Origin of the sequence: Polaribacter sp. R2A056_3_33, assembly GCF_019278485.1 — a bacterium.
In the GTDB taxonomy this organism is placed as follows: Bacteria; Bacteroidota; Bacteroidia; order Flavobacteriales; family Flavobacteriaceae; genus Polaribacter.
Map to the genome: position 1 here is coordinate 2,767,353 of NZ_CP058984.1, position 26,103 is coordinate 2,793,455.

Consider the following 26,103-nt stretch of genomic DNA (forward strand, 5'->3'; position numbering starts at 1 on the left):
CAAAAAAAAAGACTATGAATGAGGATTTTCTTCATTATGTATGGAAATATCAATTGTTTTCTGTTCACGATTTAAAAACAACTACTAACGAAGACGTTTCTATTTTAAAAGTTGGAATCCATAATTATAACTCAGGTCCTGATTTTTTAAATGCGCAACTTAAAATTGATGACCAATTGTGGGCGGGCAATGTAGAAATTCATTTAAAATCGTCTGATTGGTATGTACATCATCATGAAATTGATGAAAATTATGATGCCGTTATTTTACATGTTGTTTGGGAAGATGATGCAACTGTTTTTATGAAAAATAACAAGCCTTTACCTGTTTTGGTTTTAAAAGATTTTGTGCTTGCTTCTGCTATACATAATTATCGGAATTTATTTTCGACTAAACAAAATTGGGTTTCTTGTGAAAAAGAAATTAGTACTGTAGATGATTTTACTTTGGATAATTGGAAAGAACGATTATTTTTTGAGCGTTTAGAACGAAAATCGATTGAAATGAATAAAGTTTTGTTGGACAATCAAAACGATTTTGAAGCAGTTCTATTTCAGTTATTAGCCAAAAACTTTGGATTGAAAGTAAATGGTGATGTCTTTTTTAATTTGGCAACTTCTTTCGATTTTTCAACTCTTAGAAAAGTAAGGTTTGATGAAACTCAATTAGCTGCTTTGTTATTTGGACAAGCAGGGTTTTTAGAGGAGGTTGTTGATAGCGAATATCATCAGCAATTAAAAACAAGCTACAATTATTTGCAGCATAAATATAACTTAGAACCGATAGGAAAAGTGCAGTTTTCATTTTTTAGAATGCGACCACCTAATTTCCCAACCATTCGTATTGCTCAATTAATTGCTTTATATCATTGCCATCAAAATTTATTTTCTAAAATGATGCAAATTGAAACCTTAAAAGAATTTTATAATTTGTTTGAGATTGATGTACATCCGTTTTGGAAAACACATTATACATTTGAAACCGCTTCAAAATTATCTCCTAAAAAGTTGACAAAATCCTTTGTAGATTTATTATTGATCAACACCATTATTCCACTAAAGTTTTCATATCAAAAAAATAGGGGAGAAGTGAATGAAATGGAATTTTTAAAGATTCTAAAAAAAATAAAACCAGAAAAAAATAGTATTATTTCTAAGTTTGATGAAATTGGAGTTCAATCTAAAAATGCTTATGAAACACAGTCTTTATTAGAGCTTAAAAACAACTATTGCGCAAAGAAACGATGTTTACAGTGCGCAATAGGGGTTCGGTTGTTAAGCGAAAAATAATGTTATTTCTTAGGATTTAAGATTTCATTAATTTTAGCATAACAATCTTTATAATGATATTTTGTAATTGTGTTAACAGCTCTTTTACTTGCTGTGTTTACTTGGTATTTTAAAGCTTCTAATTCTCCTCTTACAATAGAAGAGATGTCGTTATTTTTAGACTCTTCATTATCCATTAAATTCTTCATTTTATCAATATATGATTTTTGAAGAGTTCTTCTTTGTAAGTCAACGTTTTTAGTTGCATTGGTTTCAGAAAAAACACCTTTTCTTAAATCTTTAATCATGTCTGATGCTGCATAAAATTCATCTTGAATTACTTCTGCTTCTATCATTCTATTTAAAGTTTGGTAATTTAATAAAGTGCTTAAAAACCTATTTTGATAACCTGCAAGTTTGTCTGTATAACCAGTTTCTTCAATCTTGTTTAAAATATTTTTATCTAGTAACCAATTTTGCGTTTTAAAAACATTTGCTTGTAACCAAGCCATTGATTCTTTTTGCTTTGCTTTTGTAACAGGAACATAAATATCACCAGTTTGAGATGGTTTTTTATTAAACTCGTAAACACCACCAATATTACCAACAACATGTCCAGAATATCTTCCCCAAACGCTTAATAACTCTCCGTATAATTCACCTAAATCTTCGTAATTGTTTGTTTGATCTGATGTCCAACTTGGAAGATTTTTAGCTACAATTTTTAAGTTTTTAACTCCATAAGTACTTGCTTTTACCTGGTCATTTCCAATTCCTTCAGTTTGTGCAGAAGGATCAAAACGTTGTCCACCAAATCTATAAATTGGGTTATCTGCTTTATCTTCAATCCATTTATCTAAAGTTTTTACTTCGTCTTCAGGAGTATTTGCATTTGGCACAACTCTATATCCCCAATTAATTGCATAATGATCATAAGGGCCTAATTGTCTAACAAATCTTACATCCTTATCACCAGGTTGTGCTACGTAATTGTAACGAGCATAATCCATAATGGTTGCTGCAATTCCGTTTTTCTGAGTAAAACTTCCAGAACGTAAAGAATCTACAGGATAGGCATAACTTGCAGCCATATTATGTGGTAAACCTAAAGCATGACCAACTTCGTGAGAAATTACCATACGCATCATTTCTCCAATATCTTCTGCAGGCGTGTCTAAGGTTCTTGCAGACGGATTTGCTGCTCCGGTTTCTAATAAATATCTATTTCTGTAAGAACGTAAATGGTTGTGATACCAAATAATATCACTTTCTAGTATCTCTCCAGAACGAGGGTCTGAAACACTTGGTCCTGTTGCGTTTCTTGTGGTACTTGCTACATATCTAATAGAAGAATAACGAACATCTTCCATACTAAAGTCTGGGTCTTCTTCTTTTGTAGGTGGCATTTTTGCCATAATTGCATTTTTAAAACCAGCAGTTTCAAAAACTTTAGCCCAATCATCAACACCTTGTTTTATGTCTTTTCTTAGTTTTTCTGGCGTTGCAGGATCTAAGTAATACACAATTGGTTTAATTGGCTCAACTAATTCTCCGCGATTATACGCTTCAACATCTTTTGGTTCTAGTCTCCAACGTCTAATATATCTTTTGCTATCAGCTTTTAAAGCTTCTGAACTATAATCTACATTTCCAATAGAAAAATAACCAACTCTTTTGTCAGATATTCTTGGCATCATTGGTTCTTCTGGTAATAAAATCATAGATTGATTAACATGTAAAGTAATTGTGTTTGTACTTCTGTTACTTGGTGGTTCATCTGCTTCAAAAGTAAAATTTTGTACTACTTCTATGTTTTCTGGAAAACTCTTAATACTATTGATAAAGCTTCTACTAGCATCTAACCTTTTTACTTTGTAGGTTTTTCTAAATCTTGATGATAAACCAGAGATAGCTTTTACATCCGAAGAAAAGAATTTTGTAACATCAACTAACACAGTTGTTGAATCTGTGTTTTGTGTTTTAATATCGAAAGAATAAATAATAGGTTCTAAGTTGTTCGATTTTACAGATTTAAAAATTGGTAAAGAATCATTTGCTATGGCATCATAAGATTTTACTTTTAATAAAATTTTATTTTTATAATGTTCCCAAACCACTACTTGGGTGTTAATTTTAGAACCAGCATTTACGTAACCACCGCCTAAACCAGCAGGTATGTCTTTTAGTCTAGTAACTAATAACATTTCTTTACCTAAGTAAGATTTGGGAATTTCGTAAATAAATTCATCTTTATTAGTATGTACTTTAAATAATCCATCATCAGTTTTTGTGTCTTTGTTTACAAAATCTGAATATTTTGGGAGTTTTGCTTTGCTCGTTTTAGCTTCTGAATTTTCTTTCTTTTTATCTTTTGATTTTCGTTGAGCTTCAAGAGAATTAGAAATTGTAAAAATAGAAAGTAATAATAAGAGTAGTGTTTTTTTCATATTAGAGTTTAATGATGTGTAAGGCACTAAATTACTTAAATGTGCTTGTTATTTTCTTAACGTTTTCTTATAATTATGTTAAAAAAAAAGCTCAAAAAAATAGTTTTTTTGAGCTTAATAGAATTTATGTATTGTGTTTTTTAATACAAACTTTTATGTTTATTAGGATTTGCTTCATTCATAATTTCATAGATTTTCTCGTAAATATCCTCTGCAGATGGTTTTGAAAAATAATCTCCGTCTGTACCGTATGCTGTTCTGTGTTCTTTAGCAGTTAAAGTTGCAGGTTTGCTATCTAAAAACATATAACCATTTTGTTTTTCTACGATTTCTTGTAGAAGATAAGCAGAAGCTCCACCAGGTAAATCTTCATCAACGATTAATAATTTATTCGTTTTCTCTAAGCTTTTTACACAATCATGATGCAAGTCGAAAGGTAGTAAGCTTTGTGCATCTATAATTTCTATGTTAATATCTGCTTGCAGTAATTCTTTAGCTACTTCTTCTACAATTCTTAAGGTAGATCCGTAAGAAACAACCGTTAAATCTGTTCCTTCTTTCACTATTTCTACAACACCTATTTGTGTTTTGTATTCACCTAAATTTACAGGCAATTCTTCTTTTAATCGGTAACCGTTTAAACATTCTATTACTAATGCAGGCTCATCACCTTCTAGTAAAGTATTGTAAAAACCAGCTGCTTTTGTCATGTTTCTAGGCACTAAAACATGAATTCCTCTAACATTATTTATAATTCCGCCCATTGGAGAGCCTGCATGCCAAATACCTTCTAGTCTGTGACCACGAGTTCTAATAATTAAGGGGGCTTTTTGTTTGCCGAAAGTTCTGTAATGTAGTGTTGCTAAATCGTCGCTCATTATTTGTAAAGCGTACAATAAATAATCTAGATATTGTATTTCTGCAATAGGGCGCAGGCCACGCATTGCTAAACCAATACCTTGTCCTATAATTGTTGCTTCTCTAATACCTGTATCTGCAACTCTTATTTCACCATATTTTTCTTGAAGCCCTTCCAATCCTTGGTTTACATCACCAATAAAACCAGCATCTTCTCCAAAAATAATTACTTCTGGATGTTTTTTTAGAATAGCATCAAAATTATCTCTCATTATTATCCGTGCATCTACTAATGTTTTACTATCAGAATATACAGGTTTCTTTTCGGGAACGTTTAATGCACTAAGGTTTGATTCACTATATAAATATGAAGAAAATTTTTCAGAGGCACTTTTTAAAGCGTTTTTTATAAAATTTTGAAGTAATATTTTTTCTGCAAAATTTTCATCACTTAAATATCGTAGTGTTTTTCTAGTAGCAGATAAAACATCTTTTCTACTAGGTTCTACAATAGAAATTAAATCTTTTTTATGTTTGTTGATAAAGCTACTGTTTTTACTTTTTTCAGCAACTTTGTCTAATAATTGACAGGCAGTGTTTACTTCTGTTTTTATTTCATTAATAAAAGTATTCCAAGCATTTCTTTTAGCGCTTAAAACTTCTTTTTTTGCTTGCTTTTCTAAAATAATAATATCTTCTTCAGATTCTACAAAGCGTAAAGTTTCTCCTGATTCAGTTTCTAATTCGAAGTCTAAAATCCAGTTTCGCATTTTTGTAATGCAATCGTGTTCTTTCTCCCAATTTAGTCTTTTCTTACCTTTATATCTTTCGTGAGATCCAGAAGTAGAATGACCTTGTGGTTGCGTTAATTCTTTTACGTGAATTAAAACAGGTACGTGTTCTTCTCTGGCAATTTTTGCTGCTTTATTATATGTGTCTACTAATTGTACATAATCCCAACCGTTTACCACAAATATTTCGTAACCAGCTTTGTCATGTTCTCTCTGAAATCCTTTTAAAATTTCTGATATGCTTTCTTTTGTAGTTTGATGTTTCGCGTGTACAGAAATTCCGTATTCATCATCCCAAACACTCATTAGCATAGGTACTTGTAAAACACCAGCTGCGTTTATGGTTTCAAAAAATAAACCTTCACTAGTACTAGCATTACCAATAGTACCCCAAGCAACTTCATTTCCGTTTGTAGAAAATTTAGATTTATGTTGTACGCTTTTTTCTGTTCTGTATATTTTAGAAGCTTGTGCTAAACCTAGTAAACGAGGCATTTGACCTGCTGTAGGTGAAATATCTGCACTAGAGTTGTATTGTTTTGTTAGGTCTTTCCAGCTGCCATCTTCATTTAAACTGTGTGTTGTAAAATGACCACCCATTTGTCTACCAGCGGACATAGGTTCTGCTTTTATATCTGTGTGTGCGTATAAACCTGCAAAGAATTGTTGTGGAGTTAACTCTCCGATAGCCATCATAAAAGTTTGGTCTCTGTAGTAACCAGATCTAAAATCTCCTAACTTAAATGCTTTAGCCATTGCTAGTTGCGGAACTTCTTTTCCGTCACCAAAAATACCGAATTTAGCCTTACCTGTTAAAACTTCTCTACGACCTAATAAACTGCACTCTCTACTAATTTTAGCTATTTTATAATCATTTAAAACTTCTGTTTTAAAGTCTTGAAAAGATAGTTTTTGTTTATTATCTATAGGTGTTTCTTGCAACATTTTTATGAGCTTTTTAATGTATCACAAAGATAGTTTTTTTAGTTGATAATTAAAAACTTATATATTTATTAAGAATATGGTAATTTTTTTGCTGATTTTTAGTTTTTATTGGGTTTTGTTTAATAAAAAAGAGATATTGTTTTCACAATACCCCTTTTTTTGTATAAACTGTTATTTGGTTAGAATAATCTGCTGCATAAATCTCCGGGAGCTTCAAAGTCACCAATAATAATGTTGTCTGAGTTAAATGTATAATCATATTCATAAGAATTACCTCCAAAATATACTTTGTATTTTTGGGACACTCCTATATGTGCGTTATAGATGTAGCCTTTTCCAGTATAAGTGTATCCAACCCATCTCCAGTATGTATAAGTTCTACCATAGTAAGTGTAGCTTTCTTGTCTGTATAAGTATAAAAAAGGATTTAATACTTTGTCTCCACATTTAGCTTGAAATTGTATGTTGATATTTCTTACGTCCGGCTTCGGAGGAATGGAATTAGAAAATGTAGAACCATCTATATTTATAGTGTTATTACTACAACCATCAAAAGTATCTGAAGTATATAATAAAACTCTATTGCTGTCATATCTACTACCAGAATATAATTTAATTTTTAGGTTTTGGTTAGGTGTTCTGTAATATCCATTAGAATTATCTTTAGTTTTAGATATCTGTATATCCCTATTAGCGATAACTTGACCATTATGTGCATAAACTAGGTCGTAGCTTAAGTTATTGAAATTATCAGAAAGACTTGGTGTTTTCGGGATTGATACTGTTAGTTTTCTGTAATAATCACATCCTCTATAATAGTAGTCTAAGTTATACCAAGATAAATGAGTTGTTGTAAAAGCTACGTTGTAGTTCCCGGAAGTATTCATGGTTACAGTTCCTGTTTTGTGAAAGCCCCATTGACCATCTTCTCCGTATGACCAAATTGGAATTAAATCACCTTCACTTATATTATCTCCAGTTTCAGGATTTATGTAATTATTTGGAATCTCAATACCTACGCTAATTGGCTTAGAAAAGTTTTTAACTTCTTTACCATCTACAAACATATCAATAGAGGTAAAACCTGCTGTGATAAAAGCAACATCTTCAGTTTCTTCTCCGGTTTCGTCAATAACACTTAGTGGAGTTAAACCTCCAGGGAAAGAGGCTATAGCTTCGGGTGTATCTAAACTAAAGTGAGCAATTTCACTTTTTAAGTTAGCTCCAGAGATGTTGTTTCCATTTGCATCTTGAAAAATAGTACCAGATTCAATTGTGATTTCTGTATTTGTTGTTGCTTTTGTTTTTGGTGTTGTAATGATGTAGTTTTCAGAAATTGAGTTGTTAGAAAGTGTTTTAGTGGTTTCAATGAAATCAACTCCTTGTACAGTATTTAATTTGTTTACTATGTTTATAGATTTAGTAACTAAAGTGTCATTTGCAGCTATAATAACAGGTATAGTGGTTGTTAGATAGTTATCGCCTTTAATTTTTAGTAAAACTTTTAAATCTTCAGAACTAGAAAAGTTAGGGTTTACTGCTAAAGATATATTTCCGTCAATTACTTTTAAGTTAGAAATTTTTTCTCCAGAATTTGTTACAAATTTATCAGCATCATCTCCAATAAGTTCTACAGTTAATTTATTTGGGCCCTCAATACTTTCAGGGTTTACAATATCTAAAACACTAATAAGTGCTTCTTGTTTTAATATATTGTTGGATATTTGAATATCAACATCGTCTGTTATTCCTTTAAAATCACAACTTATAACAAGTAGCGTCATAAATGCGAGCGCAATTAATGCATGTAGTTTCTTTAATTTTTTCATTTTTCTTTTTTTTTAAAATTTATAAGCTAATCTTATTTGTATTCTTGGTATAAATTTAAAAGTATCAAGAGCTTCTTTTAAATTTTCTTTTTGGTTTGAAGTCGGTGAAAGTAAATTTGTTGCAGTTAATTCTACATCTGGAGATGAAGTGAAATAAGTACCAAATTCAACACCAAAACCAATTTTTTTCTTAGGTATAGCTCTACCAAAACCAAGCCCTAGATAAGGAGCTACTCCGCTCCAAGTAATATCTGCGTTTATTTCACCAATATTTTCTTTGGTAATTGTAATATCTCCATATTTTACATCTTCTGTATATGTAATTAGGGCATTTGCATTTATTTTAGATAAAATACCTAGACCGGTTGTTAATTTAAATGAAGAGTTTTTAAATGGTAAATATTCAATACCTAAATCTATTATTGAAGATTCTATCGTTGCAAGTAGGTCTACAACGTCATCTTTAATCTCTAGGTCTTCTTTTTCGAAATCTTCTAATTTAAAAGTGTGCCAGACTACTTTTGCATTAAGTTTTGGGCTAATCTTTCTTGCATATTCTAATCCAAGACCAGGTGATCCAACAGAAATTGCAAATGCATTTTTCTTTTCAATTTCTTGTGATTGCCCTAGGAGACTAAAGCTAATAAGAAAAATAAATAATAGTTGTTTTTTTTTCATTTTCATCAATTTTTAATTTGTTAGACAAAATTAATATTTAATGAGAATGTTAAAATACCTACTTATAGGTATATTGACTCTTTAGTAGGTTTTTTGTGAATATTACAAAAATCCTCTCTTAAAAAAGTTGTAAATAGATTTTACATCAGCAGATAATGAGAATCTTATTTTTTCTGGATAAGCATTCTGAGATATTTCCCAACCGTTGTTGGAGTATAGAGGGAAATAAATTTCGAAGATCTCGTGTACAAAGTTGAAACGGATTCCGTTTTCATAGGCAAAATACAGAGGCTGATTTTTATTTTTTAAGAAAGCGACATCATTATAAACCTCTATCCATCTCCATAAACCAATGCTAGAATTATTAGAAACCATAAATTGATTAGCAAATCTAGTAGGTAATACAGATTTAAAACCACCTTCGTTAATAATGTATTGTTGGCTAAAGAAACCAGAGCTTTCAGATCTTCCTAAATAATTTAATTGAAATAGGTAGTCATTACTTCTATCTAAGCCAAAACTAAAATAATCTCCTTCTGTTTTATTATTAAAAAACACACCCGCAAAAAACCTAAAGTCTAATTGAGTATCTGTTGTTGTTAAGGTTCTAAATCTAAGATCTAATGTGGCTTTAGAAAACTTTTTAGCAAACTCTGTGCTAAAGCTGTACCTAAACTCTTTAATAATATCTGGGTTAGAGTAATTGTAACTTAAGCTAAGAACACTGTAGTTATCTTGGTCTGTTCTTATAGCGTCAGGTGCAATTTCTTTATCTATATGAATTAATTTTGCTCTTAAATATTCTGATGAAATGTCTCTTAATGTTTTTCTTTTAAAAGTGATGTCTACATAAGGGGTAAGAGATTTATATGATAAGTTAGGTGCGTAATCAGAAGTGCCTCCAGCCAAACCGTAAGCTACTTTGTATATTTTTGTTTTTTCAAAAAATTGATTATAAAGTAAAGAGAAGCTTCCAATTACTGTATTACTTTTTGTAGCATAATATGGAGCTATTTTAAATTCAAAATTTCTTTTTATCAGCGGTTTGTTGTGTAATTTTACCCCAAGAATTAAACCATTGTAAAAATTATAATTTATATCGGGTTGGTAAAAAACTTGATTAAAATTTGGGCTGCTTATGTCTTTTAAAAATGAAAACTTTAGAGGTTTGTTCAAGATTTTTTTATCAACTGTTTTCCAGTTATTCAAAGTGTTTAATTCTGGATATAGGTTTTCATAATTTAATACAAAAGTATCGTAGTCTCCTTTTTTAAACTTTATTGTCTTAGTACTGTCAACGTCTGCTACCCATTTTTTTAATTTAATTTCTTCGTCTTTTATGGCGTAAAGAGCTAAAGGAGTCGTAATATTTCTTTTATTTTTAATGGTTACAGAAATACTGTCTTTTTCTTTTTTTACGCTTTCAATCTTATGATCTATTTTTTTATTGGTCTTTACAAAATCATTAAAAAACCAATCTAAATCTTTAGTAGTCTTAGAGGAGAGTAATTTGTTAAAATGAGTACTTGAAGTAATTTTTAATTGGTTATTCTGATAAAATTCTTGAATTGTTTGGTTTAAAATACTATCACCTAAATATCCTTTTAAAAAACGAAAACCTAAGCCAGCTTTGTATTTACTAACAATTTTTCTATTAAAATTTGAAAGAGAATCTGCAGAAGTATTTAATGCTTGATCTAAAAATTTACGAGCTGTAAATTGGTATACAAAAGGGTATTTATCATTAAAATCTAATTTAGAAATATTAAATCCTTTGACAAGCCAAGAGTTAGAAACTTTACCTAGAAGTTTTACTTCTGGATAATATTCCTCTACATATTCGATCATTAAATAGTTTTGTATACCGTCTATTAGCCAGTAATCTTTTCTTTTGTTTAAGAGTAAAGTATTTTCTATATACCTTTTTGTAAGTGCTTTAAACATAGTAACGTCCCATTTAAAAGTATCGGAAAATGGACGTAAGAAATTAGGTAATTGATTTAAACCATAGATTGGATTTTTATTTTGAGTAGCTTTGTCAATAAAAATTTCTAAATGAGGATATTTTCCTAAGTATTTTTGAATAAAAAGGATTTCTCTATTTAAGATACTTGTTGTTAAATTGTAATCTAATTCTTTAGAGAAAACATCTGTATGTACAGTAACTGTTTTTGTATTATAGGTTTTTAGTTGTTTTGTTTTGTTGATTCCAAGAATAACATCGGTTTTATTTTTTCCAACTAAATAGTAACTGTTTGTATTTTCTTTTTTTGTTTTATATTGATATAAGTTAGATTCTACTATTAAATCTTTGGGTACATCTATTTCTATTTTAAAATCAGTCCCTTTTTCGTATAAATCATCTAAATTTAAATTACTCATTAATTGCCAGCCATTGTCGTAAATAGCAGGTGTTAAATACCAATTTCTAAGATGATAACCTGTTTTTGTTTTTCCATATTTTGTAAAACGAGCACTGGGTGTTTTTACAATATATGTTATAGATATAGTGATTTTTGAATTTGGATGTAATGGTTTGTCAAGATCTATTTCTATGATGTCTGCTTGTTTGTCTAATTCTTTAAAATAGACATTTTCAAAATCGACAGAAAGACTTTTTATAGTAGATGAACCTAATTCTTGTGGTTTTGCAAAGTATAAATCTTTTCTAAAATCCTTGATAAAACGTTTAGATAATGGCGTTTTTCTGTCTCTGTAACTATTTGCCCAATTATGAAGGTAGACTTTAGTTAATATAGAGTCTGATGGGTTATGAAAAACAATTTCTTGTTGAATTTTAAGCTCGTCTTTTTCGGTATCTAATTTAGATTTTATGCTGATAGAGTTCTGCTGTGAAAACACAAAACTGGATGCTAAGAAGCATATTAGTACTATGTAATAACGATTTTTCAATTAAATCTTTATTGTGTTAAATAGGGTTTATATTATAATAGCCTATCTTACTATAAAAAGACAGGCTATATAAAAGTGTAAATTAATATAATATTTTAGAAATTAGGCTTAAAATGATATTTATCGTAAAAATTATTAAGATGTTCGATAGCTTCCTCTGCAGTATCCACCAATCTAAAAAGGTCTAAATCCTTTTCACTAATATTTCCTTCTTCTAAAAGAGTATTTTTTATCCAATCTAATAAACCACCCCAGAATTTTGTTCCTACTAAAATAATAGGAAAACGACCAATTTTATGGGTTTGTATTAGTGTAATAGCTTCAAAAAGCTCATCCATAGTACCAAAACCACCAGGCATTACTACAAAACCTTGCGAGTATTTTACAAACATTACTTTACGTACAAAAAAGTAATCGAAGTCTAAGCTTTTCCCTTGGTCAATCCATGGGTTGTCATGCTGTTCAAAAGGCAATTCAATATTTAAACCTACAGAACTTCCTTTTCCTCTATGGGCTCCTTTATTTCCTGCTTCCATAATTCCTGGTCCACCACCAGTAATTACACCGTAACCATTGCGGGTTAATTGAAAAGCAACTTCTTCTGCTAATTTATAATATGGATGATCTGGTTTTGTTCTCGCTGAACCAAAAATAGATACTGATGGACCAATTTTACTTAAACGCTCATAACCATCTACAAACTCTGCCATTATTTTAAAAATAGCCCAAGAATCGTTTGTTTTTATCTCGTTCCAGGTTTTTGTTTGTAATTTTTCTTTTATTTTTCTATCATCACTTGTCATTATCTGTAATTTTTTAAAATTTATTTTTCTTTTTTCAAAAAAAAAGAAAGCTTGCTAAAATAGCTCTTTTTTAACATTACACGATGTTAAATGATTAAAATTTAATTCAATTCCTTTTTCAAAAATTTAGCAGTATAACTCGTTTTATGTTTTGCAATTTCTTCCGGAGTTCCGGTGCAAAGTATTTTTCCTCCTTTTTTTCCGCCTTCCATACCAACATCAATAATATAGTCGGCTAGTTTTACAACATCTAAATTGTGCTCTATAATTAGTACGGTATTTCCTTTATTGGCAAGTTTATTTAAAACGTCCATTAAAACCCTAATATCTTCAAAATGAAGTCCGGTTGTAGGTTCATCTAAAATATAGAAAGTATTTCCTGTATCTCTTTTAGATAGCTCTGATGCTAATTTAATTCGTTGTGCTTCCCCTCCAGAAAGTGTGGTAGATTGTTGCCCTAATGTTATGTACCCAAGCCCAACATCTTTAATTGTTTTTAATTTTCTGTGTATTTTTGGTATGAGTTCAAAGAAATCAGTAGCATCTTCAATCGTCATATTTAAAACATCAGAAATAGATTTTCCTTTGTATCTAATTTCTAAAGTTTCTCTATTAAATCGTTTTCCTTGGCAAGTTTCACATTCTACTTGTACGTCTGGTAAAAAGTTCATTTCTATCACACGAACTCCTCCACCTTGGCAAGTTTCACATCGTCCTCCTTTTACATTAAAAGAAAAGCGACCAGGTTTGTAACCACGAATTGCCGCTTCTGGTGTTTTTGCAAATAAACTTCTAATTTCACCAAAAGTACCTGTATAGGTTGCTGGGTTAGATCTTGGAGTTCTTCCAATAGGAGATTGATCGATGTCGATTACTTTATCTACATGCTCTAAACCTTCAATTTTTTTGTAAGGCATCGGTTTTTTGACGCCTCTATATATATGAGCGTTTAAAATAGGGTATAATGTTTCATTTATTAAGGTAGATTTTCCACTTCCAGAAACTCCAGTTACACAAATCATTTTTCCAAGTGGAAATTCTACAGAAACATTTTTTAGATTGTTTCCGGTTGCACCTTTTAGTTTGATGAAATTTCCATTTCCTTCTCTACGTTTTTTAGGAACCGCAATTTCTTTTCTTCCTGTTAGATAATCTGCTGTTAAAGTATTTTGTTTTTTTAAATCTTCAAAAGTTCCAGAGCTTACTATTTCACCTCCGTGTCTTCCTGCACCAGGACCAATATCGAACACAAAATCCGCATGTTCCATCATGTCTTTATCGTGTTCCACGACTAAAACAGAATTACCAATTTCTCGTAATTTTACAAGGGAATCAATTAATTTTTGATTGTCTCGTTGGTGCAATCCAATACTTGGTTCATCTAAAATGTACAAAACACCTACTAATTGAGAACCAATTTGAGTTGCCAATCGAATTCTTTGTGCTTCTCCTCCAGAAAGTGATTTAGAGGTTCTGTCTAACGTTAAGTAATCTAAACCAACATCTAATAAAAACTGAATTCTAGTTCTAATTTCCTTTAAAATTTCAGCTGCAATAATTAGTTGTTTTTTTGATAAACTTTTTTCAATGTTTTTAAACCATTTTGCTAGTTCAGTAGCATCCATTTGTGCTAAATCGCTAATGTTTTTATCGATAATTTTAAAATGAAGCGCTTCTTTTTTTAATCTTTTTCCACCGCAGGTAGAACAAGAAACTTCATCCATAAAACCTTTAGCCCAACGTTTTATTGTGGTGCTTTCTGCACTGTCATATTGGTTTTCTATAAAAGAAATAATTCCTTCAAAATCTATTTTATAATTTCTAGTAACGCCGGCTGCTTTAGACTCAATTTCAAAAGACTCATTTCCTCCATTCAAAATTACGTCTAACGCTTCTTTAGGAATATTTTTTATAGGATCTGTTAATTTGAACTGATAACGTTCAGCAATATTTTCTATCTGTTTAAAAATCCAACTACTTTTTTGTTCTCCAAGTGGAGTAATTCCTCCTTTTTGTATGGAGATAGAATTGTCTGGAATTACTTTTTCTAGGTTAATTTCATTTGTAATTCCTAATCCACTACATTTATTACATGCGCCTTTTGGCGAGTTAAATGAAAAAGTATTCGGTTCTGGATTTGGATATGCAATTCCAGATGTTGGACACATTAATTCTCTACTAAAATAACGAGGTTCATTGTTATCAATGTCAATAACCATCATAATGTTATTTCCAGAATACAATGCTGTTTTTATCGTTTCTTCTAAGCGTTTCTCTATAGAATCATTTATCAAAAGTCTGTCTATTACAACCTCAATATCATGCGTTTTATATCTGTCTAAACGCATTCCTTTTTCTATTTCTTTTATTTCTCCATCAACCCGAACACGTAAAAAACCTTGTTTAGAAATTTGTTCAAAAAGTTCACGATAATGTCCTTTTCTAGATTTTACTAAAGGTGCTAAAACAGCAATTTTTTTATCAGCAAAATCCTTTAAAATAAGTTGTCTAATTTGTTCATCAGAATAACTTACCATTTTTTCTCCAGTATTATAGGAGTACGCATCTGCGGCTCTTGCAAACAATAGTCTTAAAAAATCATAAATCTCAGTAATAGTACCAACGGTAGAACGCGGACTTTTATTAGTTGTCTTCTGTTCAATAGAAATTACTGGCGAAAGGCCATCAATTTTATCAACATCGGGTCTTTCTAATCCGCCTAAAAACTGACGTGCATATGCCGAAAAAGTTTCAATATATCGCCTTTGTCCTTCTGCATAAATAGTGTCAAAAGCTAAAGAGGATTTTCCACTTCCGCTTAACCCAGTTATTACAACTAGTTTTTCACGAGGGATTTTTACATCAATATTTTTTAAGTTATGGACTCTTGCTCCGTATACTTCTATATATTCTTGGTCTTTCAAATGAGATCTTTTTGGAAAAACGCAAAGTTAAAGAAACCAATTTTAATTTAAGGATGATTGTTTAACGCTTTTGATGTTAAACTTTTATAGAAATATTCCATAATAAGAACAGTAATTTAAAAAATGTTGTTATCAATTGATAAAATACTATATTGCATTTAAATTATTTGAACTTAAATGATAGATAGTATTCGACATTTTTTTGAAAGAAATGGATTTCATGTTTCGTCAAGATTAGCAGACAGAATAGGGATGAGAGCCTTAAATGTGCGCTTATTTTTTATCTATGTCACTTTTTTTACGGTAGGTTTGTCTTTTGGTTTTTACTTAACATTAGCATTTTTATTAAAGTTAAAAGATACGGTGTACACTAAAAGAAGTTCTGTCTTTGATCTATAATATATGAAGATAGCCGTATTAGAATCTAAAATTAATAAAACTTTATTTTTAGTTATTGCTATATTATCTTTAGGCACAATAGGGTATATGGTGCTTTCTAATTACTCTTTTATAGATGCATTGTATATGACGGTTATTACCGTTACTACTGTTGGTTTTGGTGAGTTAAGACCATTTTCTCCAGAAGAAAAAGTTTTTACAATATTTTTAATTTTAACAAGTATTACTATTTTTGGATATGCTGTTTCAGCTTTTTCAGAATATTTAGTAAGTGGTAGATTATTTGAACATTTTAAGCATAGAAAAGTGGAAAAAAAAATAGCAAGTTTAAAAGGGCATACCATTGTTTGTGGATATGGAAGAAATGGAAAACAAGCAATTTTAAAGTTAAAAAATTATAATAAAGACTTTGTCGTTATTGAAAAAAGTAAAGAAAGAATAGAAATATTAGATGCAGCTGGGGTTTTAAATATAAGCGGAGATGCAACTTTAGATGAAACCTTATTGAGAGCAGGTATAGAAAAAGCGTCCTATTTAATTACTGCTTTACCCTCGGATGCTAATAATTTGTTTGTAGTTTTAACGGTGAGTCAATTAAATAAAGAGTGCAAAGTAATAAGTAGGGCATCTAATGAGTCTTCTTATAGTAAACTAAAAATTGCAGGAGCAAGCAATGTAATTATGCCGGATAAATTAGGAGGAGATCATATGGCTTCCTTGGTAACTACACCAGATGTTATTGAGTTTGTAGACCGTTTAACTATAGAAGGAGAGACTACAGCTAACTTAGAAGAAATAGCTGTAGACGATTTGCCCGAAAAATATATCAATAAAACGCTCTTAGATTTAGATTTAAGAAAAAAAACAGGGTGTACAGTTATCGGTTTTATAGGTCCTAATAAAGAATACATTATAAATCCAGAAGCCGATTGTCTACTTATTAAAGGATCTCATTTAATTGTCTTGGGGAGACCAAATCAAATAATTAAATTAAGAGCGTTGTTTTAGTTTGATAAAATATGAAAAGAATCTTTGAGGTTATTGATTTTTTTTTTACCTAAAATAAAACGCTAAAAAATATAAAATAAGAAATCTATCTATGATTAAAGTTGTGATTACGGGAAGTAACGGGTTGTTAGGTCAATCTTTATTAGGTTTATTGCTTAAAGAAAAAGAAACTTACCAAGTTTTTGGATTTTCAAGAGGAGATAATAGAAGTGGGAGAAATGATTTTTCTTATGTTTCTATTGATATTACTGAAGAAGAAAATCTTAAAAAAGTATTATTAGAGATTCAGCCAGATTTTATTATCAATACGGCAGCAATGACACAGGTTGATGACTGTGAAAACCAGAAGGCAGCATGTGATTTGTTAAATATAACGGTTGTAAAATGGTTGTCAGAAATATCAGCAGAACTAAATGCTCATTTAATTCATATTTCTACGGATTTTATTTTTGATGGAATAAAAGGAAACTATAAAGAGACGGATATTGCAAATCCATTAAGTTATTATGGAGCTTCGAAATTAAAATCTGAAGCACTTTTATTAGAGTCAAGCATAAATTACACGATATTAAGAACTATTTTAGTTTACGGAAAAGTGTTTGATATGAGCCGAAGTAATATTGTACTATGGGTTAGAGAGATGTTGGAGAAAGGAAAAGAAATTACTATTGTAGACGATCAATTTAGAACACCAACCTATGTAGAGGACCTAGCCTTAGCTTGTAAGATCTCTATGGATAAAAAAGCAACAGGTATTTTTAATATCTCATCAAATGAATTATTAAGTGTTTATGAAATTGCGCAACAAATAGCAGTTACTTTTAATTTAGATAAAAACTTAATTAAACCAATATCAACATCCACTTTAAATCAGACGGCACCAAGACCTGCAAAAACAGGTTTTGATTTATCTAAAACCAATAAAATACTAGAATTTTATCCAAAGTCATTTAAAGAAGATTTACAAAGATTTAAAGAAATCTTAATATAAAATTTGGATTTATCTGCTAAAAGTTGTGAAAAGAGCAAATTTTTAGGATATTGCGAGTTACTAATTGAAAAAACAATAATTTATATATTATGAAGAAACGAATTCTGTCAATGTTTTTATTGGCAATCCCCATGTTAACATTTGCACAAGAAAAAGGACTAGATCAACAAATCGATAAAGCTTTCGGAGATGCAACAGGTTGGTTTGTGAACCTTATTTTCTACCAAATTCCATTTACAGATACAATTAGAATATACTGGGTGTTGTTTCCACTTATTTTAGGAGCACTTTATTTTACGTTTTACTTCAATTTTATAAATTTTAGAGGTTTTTTTACATCAATAAATATTGTTAGAGGTAAGTATGACGATTTAGAAGAAAGAGAAAATCATAAAGTAGAAATATCTAAATCTACATTTACAGATGAAGAAGATAATCCAGATACTATAAGAGTAGAGGGACATGAAGGTGAGGTTTCTCACTTTCAAGCTTTAACGGCAGCATTGTCTGCAACCGTTGGTTTAGGAAATATTGCAGGTGTTGCAATTGCTGTTTCCATTGGTGGTGCAGGTGCTACTTTTTGGATGATTGTTGCTGGGTTTCTAGGAATGGCTTCTAAATTTGTAGAGTGTACACTAGGTGTTAAATATAGAGATATTGAATCGGACGGAACCGTTTATGGTGGTCCGATGTATTATTTAACAAAAGGATTAAAAAATAAAACTTTAGGTAAAATATTAGCAGGTTTATTTGCTGTATTTGTTATTGGAGGTTCTTTTGGAGGAGGAAACATGTTTCAAGTAAATCAAGCTTTCCAATTAGTACAAAACATAACAGGAGGGTCAGAGTCATTTTTAGCCGGTAAAGGTTGGTTATTTGGTCTTGTAATGGCAATCTTAGTAGGTATTGTAATTATTGGAGGAATCAAAAAAATAGCAAAAGTAACAGATAAAATTGTTCCTTTTATGGTAGCAATTTATGTTGCAGCAGCGTTGTTTGTAATCTTTGCAAACTATACTATGATTGGCGATGCATTTTTACAAATATTTAATGGTGCATTTAGTCCAGAAGGTATTGCTGGTGGTGCAGTAGGGGTATTGGTACAAGGATTTAGAAGAGCAGCTTTTTCAAATGAAGCAGGTATTGGTTCTGCATCTATTGCGCATTCTGCTGTAAAAACTAAATATGCAGCAAGTGAAGGTATGGTTGCTTTATTAGAGCCATTTATAGATACTGTTGTAGTTTGTACAATGACAGCATTGGTATTAATTATCACAGGTAATGTTGCAGCAGAAAATGCTTCTTTAAATGATGCGCAAGCAATATTATTAACATCAGGTGCATTCGAATCTGCAATTTCTTGGTTTCCGTATGTGTTAACGGTTGCAGTTGTTTTATTTGCATTTAGTTCTATGATCTCTTGGTCTTACTATGGTTTTCAAGGTTGGGTGTTTTTATTCGGAAGGTCTAAGAAAATGGAATATACATATAAAATAATTTTCTGTATATTCGTAGTAATCGGAGCGGCAGCAAGTTTAGGTTCTGTAATTGGTTTCTCTGATGCAATGGTTTTTGCAATGATGGTTCCAAACATGATTGGTTTAATAATTCTTGCACCTAAAGTAAAAGAAGAACTAAATAAATATATGGCTGCTATAAAGTCTAGGACAAAAGCGTAAATCACTTTTTATGAAAATATTAAAATCCCATTTCTGGTATCACAAAAGCCAAAGAAATGGGATTTTCTTTTTAATACTACTTATCCTTATCATGCAATCTGTAATTGTCTTTGGTAATTTTTCTTCGGATGACAAAATAGACCTTAATTCTAAACAGGTTTTAGCATTTCATGAACAAATAGATAGTATACGAACGATTGAAATAGAAAATAGAAAGCCTAAAATTTATCCATTTAATCCTAATTATATTACAGACAGTAAAGGGGAACAATTAGGGATGTCTATAGAGGAGATAGATCGGTTATTGGCTTTTAGAAAAACAAATAAATTTGTCAACTCAAAAAGTGAGTTTCAAAGAGTAACCCAAATTTCTGATTCTTTACTACATAAAATTGCACCGTATTTTAAGTTTCCAGATTGGGTTGTCAAACAAAATTCTAGCCCATCATCTTCAGGCAGAAAGCAAACTTATTATAAAAAGAATGAAAAAATTGTATCTACTACAGATATCAATAAAGCAACTGCCCAAGATTTTAGAACGATAAGTGGAGTCGGAGCCGCTTTTTCCGAACGAATTATAAACTATCGAACAAAGCTACAAGGCTTTTCTATTGAAGATCAACTAAAGGAAGTTTGGGGATTAGATGTAGAAGTTGCAAATAAAGTATTATCAAAATTTAAAATAGTTGATAAACCAATTATCAATAAAATAAATGTAAATACAGCTTCATTTAAAGCACTTTTAAAGAATCCTTATATTGATTATTCGTTGTGTAAAAAGATTTTTGAATACAGAGATGAAGTAGCCGAACTTCAAAATATTTCTGAATTAAAAAACATCATAGATTTTCCGTTAGATAAATATGATAGAATAGTCTTATATTTGATGGCTGAATAACAAACCACAAACACATTTATTGGCTTATGAGCAGTATGTATTTTACTGAAGAGCACGAAGCTTTCCGTGCAAGTTTTAAAGAGTTTTTGAAAAAAGAAGTAATTCCTCATATAGATAAATGGGAAAAAGAAGGTAGTATAGAACGTTTTATTTGGAAGAAATTTGGAGAAATGGGCTATTTCGGTTTAAACACTCCAGAAGAGTTCGGAGGCTTAAATTTAGATTTATTTTATACAGTTATCTTTTTAGAAGAATTGCAGAAAGTTAATTCAGGTGGTTTTGCTGCTGCAATGTGGGCGCACGAATATTTAGCCATGACGCACTTAACTAAAGAAGGTAATGATTTTATAAAAAATAAATATTTAACACCAAGTATAGAGGGAGATATGATTGGTTGCATGTGTATCACTGAACCATTTGGTGGGTCTGATGTTGCAGGTATGCGTTCTACAGCAATTAAGCAAGGAGATACCTATATTTTAAACGGTTCAAAAACTTTTATTACAAATGGCGTTTATTCAGATTATTTAATTGTAGCAGCAAAAACAGATCCTTCAGATAGATATAAAGGAATTAGCATCTTTGTGGTAGATAGAGCTTCAAAAGGACTTACAGCTACAAAGTTAGATAAGTTAGGTTGGAAAGCATCAGACACCGGAGAAATAGCATTTGATAATGTAGAAATTCCTGCAGAAAATTTATTAGGAGAAGAAGGAAAAGGATTCCCTTATATTATGCAACATTTTGCCTTAGAAAGATTGGTAATGGGTGTAAATGCACATGCTAGAGCAGAATTTGCGCTAGAATATGCTTTAAATTATATGCAAGAACGAATTGCTTTTGGTAAATCTTTAGATAAATTTCAAGTATTAAGGCATAAAATAGCAGAAATGGCAAGTAGAGTAGATATGTGTAAAGAATACAACTACTCAATTACAAAACGTCTCGACGATGGTCAATATGTAGTAAAGGAGGCAAGTATGTCTAAATTACTCTCTACAAAAATGGCAGATGAAGTTATTTACGACGCTTTGCAAATGTTAGGCGGTTATGGTTATATGGAAGATTACCCGATGGCGCGTTTATTAAGAGATAGTAGATTAGGACCCATAGGAGGTGGGACTTCAGAAATCTTAAAAGAGATTATCGCAAAGATTGTAATTGATAAGAAAGAATATAAACCAGCAACATAAGGTTTCCAAAACATTGTAAGTATCAATTAAAAAAAATAATTTTTGAATACACTGGACACTCTTTTTTAGGGCGTTTCCTAAAGGTCGGGCTTTCACTACTCGCTTTTTTCGTGCCTCAAAAGAGCTCAAACAAGTCGTTCAATCCCTAACGCATATGGCTTTTTTAAAATATATTGTAATAACTAATTGTCAATTCATAATTTGTAATTACATTTGCAGTCCAAAAAATAAAAATAATAGTTTAAATACTATTCTAAAATATAAAGAGACTATGAAGGGAGGTGCCAACTTATGTTAATTATACCAATTAAAGAAGGAGAGAATATCGATAGAGCTTTAAAGCGTTACAAGAGAAAATTCGATCGTACAAAAACGATGAAAAACTTGCGTGCTAGAAAGAACTTCACAAAACCTTCTGTAGCAAACAGAGCTCAAAGAATTAAAGCTTCTTACGTTCAGAGATTAAGAACACAAGAAGAAGTAGGTTAGAAATAACTTAATTCTAAGAAATAAAACCCGTATTGAATTTTCAATACGGGTTTTTTGTGTTCAATTTTTTGTAAATTTACTAACACTTAATATCTAACAATTTGATTGATCCTTTTTTAGAATATTTGTCTTTTGAGAAAAAATACTCTTTACATACTATTACTGCTTATAAAAACGATTTAACCTCATTTAGAGATTTTTTAGAGACGGAGTATGGTGAAGAAAGTTTATTAGAAGTGCATTATCCACATATTAGAAGTTGGATTGTTTTTTTAGTAGATACTCAAATATCAAATAGAACCATTAATAGAAAGGTAAGTTCTTTAAAGTCTTTTTATAAATTTTTACAAAAAACCAAACAGGTAGAAGTAAATCCGTTTTCTAAGCATAAAGCCTTAAAAACAGAAAAAAGAGTTCAGGTGCCTTTTACATCAAAAGAAATTAATGAGGTTATCAGTCAAATAGAAAAAGAGGTCGATGTTACTTTTACATCCATTAGAAACAAATTAATTGTTGAATTGTTTTATTCCACAGGTATTAGAAGAGCAGAGTTAATTAATATAAAAGAAAGAGACGTTAGTTTGTCAGATAAAACTATAAAAGTATTGGGGAAAAGAAATAAAGAACGCTTTGTGCCTTTATTAGATACTGTTATTCAAACTTTAAAACAATATTTAAAACTTAAACAAGAATTTACAATTGGTTTAGAGGAGCTTTTTATTACCGAAAAAGGAAATAAAATTTATGAAACTCTTGTTTACAGAATTATTAATACCTACTTTAGTCAAGTCTCTTCAAAGCAGAAAAAAAGCCCACATATTTTAAGGCACTCTTTTGCAACACATCTTTTAAATGAAGGGGCAGATATAAATTCAGTTAAGGAGTTGTTAGGGCATTCATCTTTAGCTTCAACACAAGTCTATACGCAAAATAGTCTTGCTGTTATTAAAAAAGTATATAATCAGGCTCACCCTAAGAGTCATAAAACACAATAAAATATGAAAGTATTCACGCAATCAGTTAATTTTAATGCAGATAAAGAACTTATAGCATATGTAGATGAAAAGGTTTTATCATTAACTAAATTTCACGATAAGATAGTTGACGCAGAAGTTTTTTTAAAAGTGATTAATACGAGCGATAAAGAAAATAAAGTTACAGAAGTTAAGATAAATATACCAGGAAGTGAGTTAATCATAAAAAGAGAGGCAAAAACCTTTGAAGAGGGCGTTAATGCTGCGGTTGATAATTTAAAAAGACAGTTAAAAAGGTCTAAAGAAAAGCTTCGAGGCTCTGTTAATTCATAAAAATGAAAAAAAAAATGAAAAAACTTTAAAAAAAGTTTTGAAAACTGAAATAACTTCGTACATTTGCAATCCGTTAGAAATAGCGGATTGTTTTTTACATCAAAAGCCGATGTAGCTCAGCTGGCTAGAGCAGCTGATTTGTAATCAGCAGGTCGTGGGTTCGAGTCCCTCCATCGGCTCAAAAACAATAAAAATTGCGAAAGCAATTAAGTTCATTGAAATAGTAAATTAAAGGGGAGATACTCAAGCGGCCAACGAGGACGGACTGTAACTCCGTTGACTACGTCTTCGCAGGTTCGAATCCTGCTCTCCCCACAATTTACATATTATTGCGAAAGTAGCTCAGTTGGTAGAGCGTCAGCCTTCCAAGCTGAATGTCGCCGGTTCGAACCCGGTCTTTCGCTCAATTTTATCAGCAAGCCGGTGTAGCTCAGTTGGTAGAGCGCATCCTTGGTAGGGATGAGGTCGTGGGTTCAAATCCCATCGCTGGCTCATATAATATTTATCATTACACACTAAATATAATAAACTAAAGAATTAAAATTAATAATTATGGCAAAAGGAACTTTTGACCGTTCGAAACCACACTTAAACATTGGTACTATCGGACACGTAGATCACGGTAAAACAACTTTAACTGCGGCTATTACTAAAGTATTAGCTGATGCAGGATTTTCTGAAGCTAGGTCTTTTGATCAGATTGATAATGCACCAGAAGAAAAAGAAAGAGGTATTACGATTAATACTTCTCACGTAGAGTATCAAACTGCTAATCGTCACTATGCGCACGTTGACTGTCCTGGTCACGCGGATTATGTGAAGAACATGGTTACAGGTGCTGCTCAAATGGACGGTGCTATTTTAGTTGTTGCTGCTACAGATGGGCCAATGCCTCAAACTAGAGAGCATATCTTATTAGGTCGTCAGGTTGGTATTCCTCGTATGGTTGTATTCATGAATAAAGTGGATATGGTTGATGATGAAGAATTAATCGAATTAGTAGATATGGAAGTAAGAGAATTACTTTCTTTTTATGAGTATGATGGTGATAACGGACCGGTAATTGCTGGATCTGCATTAGGTGCACTTAATGGTGAGCAAAAATGGGTTGATACTGTTTTAGAATTAATGGAAGCAGTTGATGCTTGGATTGAGGAGCCTTTAAGAGAAGTTGATAAAGATTTCTTAATGCCAGTTGAGGATGTATTCTCTATTACTGGACGTGGTACTGTTGCAACTGGTCGTATTGAGACTGGTATTGCTAATACAGGTGATGTTGTAGATATTATTGGTATGGGAGCTGAAAAAATGACTTCTACTATTACTGGTATTGAAATGTTCCGTCAAATCTTAGATAGAGGTGAGGCAGGAGATAATGCAGGTATCTTATTAAGAGGTATTGCAAAAGAAGACATAAAAAGAGGAATGGTAATCTGTAAGCCAGGTTCTGTAACTCCACATGCTAAGTTTAAAGCAGAAGTTTATGTTCTTAAGAAAGAAGAAGGTGGTCGTCACACTCCATTCCATAACAACTATCGTCCACAGTTCTATGTAAGAACTACAGATGTAACAGGTACTATTAATTTACCTGAAGGAGTTGAAATGGTTATGCCAGGAGATAACTTAACAATTACAGTAGATTTAATTCAGCCAATCGCATTAAATGTTGGTTTACGTTTCGCAATCCGTGAGGGTGGTAGAACAGTTGGAGCAGGTCAGGTTACTGAATTATTAGACTAAGATTATTAGTTTTTAATAAATAAATTCTAAGGGTGTTCCGTTTCTAACGGAACGCCTTTAATATTGAATTAAAATACGGGCGTAGTTCAGCGGTAGAGCACTGGTCTCCAAAACCAGCTGTCGGGAGTTCGAATCTCTCCGCCCGTGCAATTAAATATAAGAAAAATGAACTTTATACAATACATCAAAGATTCTTTTGACGAATTAAGCAATCACATGACGTGGGTAACTAAAGAAGAAGCTCAAAAAACTACAGTAACTGTTGCTGTTTTTACGATTGTATTTGCTTTAGCTGTAGCTGGTATAGATTATGTTTTTCAAACAGGATTAGATAACTTTTTTGGAATGTTTAAATCTAACTAATTATGGCAGCTGATTCAGTAATGAAGTGGTATGTTGTTAGAGCCATTGGAGGACAAGAAAATAAAGTAAAAGCTTACATAGAAACAGAAATTTCTAGAGTAGGATTATCAGATTATGTTAGTCAGGTAATTGTACCAACTGAAAAAGTTATTCAGATTAGAAATGGGAAAAAAGTAAACAGAGAAAGAGTATACTTTCCTGGTTATATTATGGTTGAAGCTAATCTTTCTGGAGAAGTTCCTCACGTAATTAAAGGTATAACAGGTGTTATTGGGTTTTTAGGAGAAGTTAAAGGTGGTGAGCCTGTTCCTATGCGTAAATCTGAAGTTAACAGAATGTTAGGTAAAGTTGATGAACTATCAATCCAAGATGAAAATATTGCAATTCCTTTTAATATCGGTGAAACTGTAAAAGTTGTAGATGGTCCTTTTAATGGATTTGACGGAACTATTGAGAAAGTGAATGAAGAAAAGCGTAAGCTTGAGGTAATGGTGAAAATATTCGGAAGAAAAACACCATTAGAATTAAGTTATATGCAAGTAGAAAAAATATAATTGTTACACAAATATATATTGATATC

General features: G+C 31.1%; 20 protein-coding genes and 5 tRNA genes. 18 read left to right on the forward strand and 7 right to left on the reverse strand.

What is annotated here, in order from left to right; translation table 11 throughout:
* Positions 1–14 precede the first annotated feature (14 nt).
* The gene (locus H0I29_RS11620) at positions 15–1,289 is read left to right on the forward strand and encodes a DUF2851 family protein (RefSeq protein ID WP_218752458.1); all 1,275 of its coding nucleotides are present in this window, start codon (positions 15–17) and stop codon (positions 1,287–1,289) included.
* Between the two features lie 2 nt (positions 1,290–1,291).
* Here the strand turns inward: H0I29_RS11620 and H0I29_RS11625 are convergent, their stop codons facing one another.
* The 7 genes from H0I29_RS11625 to uvrA all read right to left on the reverse strand — a co-directional run bounded on the left by H0I29_RS11625 (position 1,292) and on the right by uvrA (position 15,456).
* Positions 1,292–3,715, reverse strand: coding sequence for a zinc-dependent metalloprotease (locus tag H0I29_RS11625; protein ID WP_218752459.1), 2,424 nt, complete (start codon positions 3,713–3,715; stop codon positions 1,292–1,294).
* Between the two features lie 140 nt (positions 3,716–3,855).
* Positions 3,856–6,309 (reverse strand): thiamine pyrophosphate-dependent enzyme, encoded by a 2,454-nt coding sequence (locus H0I29_RS11630; protein WP_218752461.1) that lies wholly within the window; start codon positions 6,307–6,309, stop codon positions 3,856–3,858.
* Between the two features lie 179 nt (positions 6,310–6,488).
* Entirely contained in the window at positions 6,489–8,138 is a 1,650-nt protein-coding gene (locus H0I29_RS11635; RefSeq protein ID WP_218752463.1) for a hypothetical protein, read from the reverse strand.
* 12 nt (positions 8,139–8,150) lie between these two features.
* Positions 8,151–8,816 (reverse strand): hypothetical protein, encoded by a 666-nt coding sequence (locus tag H0I29_RS11640; protein ID WP_218752465.1) that lies wholly within the window; start codon positions 8,814–8,816, stop codon positions 8,151–8,153.
* 102 nt (positions 8,817–8,918) lie between these two features.
* Positions 8,919–11,678, reverse strand: coding sequence for an aminopeptidase (locus tag H0I29_RS11645; RefSeq protein ID WP_254712617.1), 2,760 nt, complete (start codon positions 11,676–11,678; stop codon positions 8,919–8,921).
* 146 nt (positions 11,679–11,824) lie between these two features.
* Positions 11,825–12,532: a TIGR00730 family Rossman fold protein gene (locus H0I29_RS11650; RefSeq protein WP_208888706.1), complete on the reverse strand. Its 708-nt coding sequence runs from the start codon at positions 12,530–12,532 to the stop codon at positions 11,825–11,827.
* A gap of 101 nt (positions 12,533–12,633) precedes the next feature.
* Positions 12,634–15,456, reverse strand: a complete 2,823-nt coding sequence (gene uvrA / locus H0I29_RS11655) for an excinuclease ABC subunit UvrA (RefSeq protein WP_218752469.1) — start codon at positions 15,454–15,456, stop codon at positions 12,634–12,636.
* Positions 15,457–15,633: 177 nt separating this feature from the next.
* Here uvrA and H0I29_RS11660 point away from each other — a divergent pair, with 177 nt between their 5' ends.
* The 17 genes from H0I29_RS11660 (at position 15,634) to nusG (ending at position 26,077) form a co-directional block, all read left to right on the forward strand.
* Positions 15,634–15,855, forward strand: coding sequence for a PspC domain-containing protein (locus H0I29_RS11660; protein WP_218732898.1), 222 nt, complete (start codon positions 15,634–15,636; stop codon positions 15,853–15,855).
* A gap of 3 nt (positions 15,856–15,858) precedes the next feature.
* On the forward strand, positions 15,859–16,863 hold the full coding sequence (locus tag H0I29_RS11665; RefSeq protein WP_218752470.1) for a TrkA family potassium uptake protein: 1,005 nt from the start codon (positions 15,859–15,861) through the stop codon (positions 16,861–16,863).
* Positions 16,864–16,954: 91 nt separating this feature from the next.
* Positions 16,955–17,854: an NAD(P)-dependent oxidoreductase gene (locus H0I29_RS11670; protein WP_218752471.1), complete on the forward strand. Its 900-nt coding sequence runs from the start codon at positions 16,955–16,957 to the stop codon at positions 17,852–17,854.
* A gap of 89 nt (positions 17,855–17,943) precedes the next feature.
* Positions 17,944–19,533 carry a sodium:alanine symporter family protein gene (locus tag H0I29_RS11675; protein ID WP_218732901.1) on the forward strand — a complete coding sequence of 530 codons (1,590 nt, stop codon included), beginning with the start codon at positions 17,944–17,946 and terminating at the stop codon, positions 19,531–19,533.
* A 10-nt stretch (positions 19,534–19,543) separates the two neighbouring features.
* Positions 19,544–20,431 carry a helix-hairpin-helix domain-containing protein gene (locus tag H0I29_RS11680; protein ID WP_218752472.1) on the forward strand — a complete coding sequence of 296 codons (888 nt, stop codon included), beginning with the start codon at positions 19,544–19,546 and terminating at the stop codon, positions 20,429–20,431.
* A 26-nt stretch (positions 20,432–20,457) separates the two neighbouring features.
* On the forward strand, positions 20,458–21,624 hold the full coding sequence (locus H0I29_RS11685; protein WP_218732903.1) for an acyl-CoA dehydrogenase family protein: 1,167 nt from the start codon (positions 20,458–20,460) through the stop codon (positions 21,622–21,624).
* Between the two features lie 291 nt (positions 21,625–21,915).
* A complete protein-coding gene (gene rpsU / locus H0I29_RS11690) occupies positions 21,916–22,113 on the forward strand; it encodes a 30S ribosomal protein S21 (RefSeq protein WP_036822200.1) in 198 nt (65 codons plus the stop codon).
* Between the two features lie 101 nt (positions 22,114–22,214).
* Positions 22,215–23,108: a tyrosine-type recombinase/integrase gene (locus H0I29_RS11695; protein ID WP_218752473.1), complete on the forward strand. Its 894-nt coding sequence runs from the start codon at positions 22,215–22,217 to the stop codon at positions 23,106–23,108.
* A 3-nt stretch (positions 23,109–23,111) separates the two neighbouring features.
* Complete coding sequence (gene raiA / locus H0I29_RS11700; protein WP_218752474.1) at positions 23,112–23,420, forward strand: ribosome-associated translation inhibitor RaiA; 309 nt, start codon at positions 23,112–23,114, stop codon at positions 23,418–23,420.
* Positions 23,421–23,525: 105 nt separating this feature from the next.
* Positions 23,526–23,599, forward strand: a tRNA-Thr gene (locus tag H0I29_RS11705).
* Between the two features lie 54 nt (positions 23,600–23,653).
* Positions 23,654–23,735 (forward strand) — tRNA-Tyr (locus tag H0I29_RS11710).
* A 16-nt stretch (positions 23,736–23,751) separates the two neighbouring features.
* Positions 23,752–23,824: transfer RNA gene (locus H0I29_RS11715), tRNA-Gly, on the forward strand.
* Positions 23,825–23,839: 15 nt separating this feature from the next.
* A tRNA-Thr gene (locus H0I29_RS11720) sits at positions 23,840–23,912 on the forward strand.
* Between the two features lie 60 nt (positions 23,913–23,972).
* Positions 23,973–25,160 (forward strand): elongation factor Tu, encoded by a 1,188-nt coding sequence (tuf, locus tag H0I29_RS11725; RefSeq protein ID WP_218732905.1) that lies wholly within the window; start codon positions 23,973–23,975, stop codon positions 25,158–25,160.
* Positions 25,161–25,235: 75 nt separating this feature from the next.
* A tRNA-Trp gene (locus tag H0I29_RS11730) sits at positions 25,236–25,307 on the forward strand.
* An 18-nt stretch (positions 25,308–25,325) separates the two neighbouring features.
* Positions 25,326–25,523 carry a preprotein translocase subunit SecE gene (gene secE, locus H0I29_RS11735; protein ID WP_068450831.1) on the forward strand — a complete coding sequence of 66 codons (198 nt, stop codon included), beginning with the start codon at positions 25,326–25,328 and terminating at the stop codon, positions 25,521–25,523.
* A 2-nt stretch (positions 25,524–25,525) separates the two neighbouring features.
* A complete protein-coding gene (nusG, locus tag H0I29_RS11740; RefSeq protein ID WP_068450834.1) occupies positions 25,526–26,077 on the forward strand; it encodes a transcription termination/antitermination protein NusG in 552 nt (183 codons plus the stop codon).
* The last annotated feature ends 26 nt before the right edge of the window (positions 26,078–26,103 follow it).

What these genes read in the sequence shown, in the direction of transcription:
- H0I29_RS11670 (WP_218752471.1), top strand. Translation starts at nt 16,955, where the DNA reads ATGATTAAAGTTGTGATTACGGGAAGTAACGGGTTGTTAGGTCAATCT.
- H0I29_RS11640 (WP_218752465.1), bottom strand. Translation starts at nt 8,816, where the DNA reads ATGAAAAAAAAACAACTATTATTTATTTTTCTTATTAGCTTTAGTCTC.
- H0I29_RS11665 (WP_218752470.1), top strand. Translation starts at nt 15,859, where the DNA reads ATGAAGATAGCCGTATTAGAATCTAAAATTAATAAAACTTTATTTTTA.
- rpsU (WP_036822200.1), top strand. Translation starts at nt 21,916, where the DNA reads ATGTTAATTATACCAATTAAAGAAGGAGAGAATATCGATAGAGCTTTA.
- H0I29_RS11620 (WP_218752458.1), top strand. Translation starts at nt 15, where the DNA reads ATGAATGAGGATTTTCTTCATTATGTATGGAAATATCAATTGTTTTCT.
- H0I29_RS11650 (WP_208888706.1), bottom strand. Translation starts at nt 12,532, where the DNA reads ATGACAAGTGATGATAGAAAAATAAAAGAAAAATTACAAACAAAAACC.
- H0I29_RS11630 (WP_218752461.1), bottom strand. Translation starts at nt 6,309, where the DNA reads ATGTTGCAAGAAACACCTATAGATAATAAACAAAAACTATCTTTTCAA.
- H0I29_RS11660 (WP_218732898.1), top strand. Translation starts at nt 15,634, where the DNA reads ATGATAGATAGTATTCGACATTTTTTTGAAAGAAATGGATTTCATGTT.
- H0I29_RS11635 (WP_218752463.1), bottom strand. Translation starts at nt 8,138, where the DNA reads ATGAAAAAATTAAAGAAACTACATGCATTAATTGCGCTCGCATTTATG.
- tuf (WP_218732905.1), top strand. Translation starts at nt 23,973, where the DNA reads ATGGCAAAAGGAACTTTTGACCGTTCGAAACCACACTTAAACATTGGT.
- H0I29_RS11625 (WP_218752459.1), bottom strand. Translation starts at nt 3,715, where the DNA reads ATGAAAAAAACACTACTCTTATTATTACTTTCTATTTTTACAATTTCT.
- raiA (WP_218752474.1), top strand. Translation starts at nt 23,112, where the DNA reads ATGAAAGTATTCACGCAATCAGTTAATTTTAATGCAGATAAAGAACTT.
- H0I29_RS11685 (WP_218732903.1), top strand. Translation starts at nt 20,458, where the DNA reads ATGAGCAGTATGTATTTTACTGAAGAGCACGAAGCTTTCCGTGCAAGT.
- secE (WP_068450831.1), top strand. Translation starts at nt 25,326, where the DNA reads ATGAACTTTATACAATACATCAAAGATTCTTTTGACGAATTAAGCAAT.
- nusG (WP_068450834.1), top strand. Translation starts at nt 25,526, where the DNA reads ATGGCAGCTGATTCAGTAATGAAGTGGTATGTTGTTAGAGCCATTGGA.
- H0I29_RS11680 (WP_218752472.1), top strand. Translation starts at nt 19,544, where the DNA reads ATGAAAATATTAAAATCCCATTTCTGGTATCACAAAAGCCAAAGAAAT.
- H0I29_RS11675 (WP_218732901.1), top strand. Translation starts at nt 17,944, where the DNA reads ATGAAGAAACGAATTCTGTCAATGTTTTTATTGGCAATCCCCATGTTA.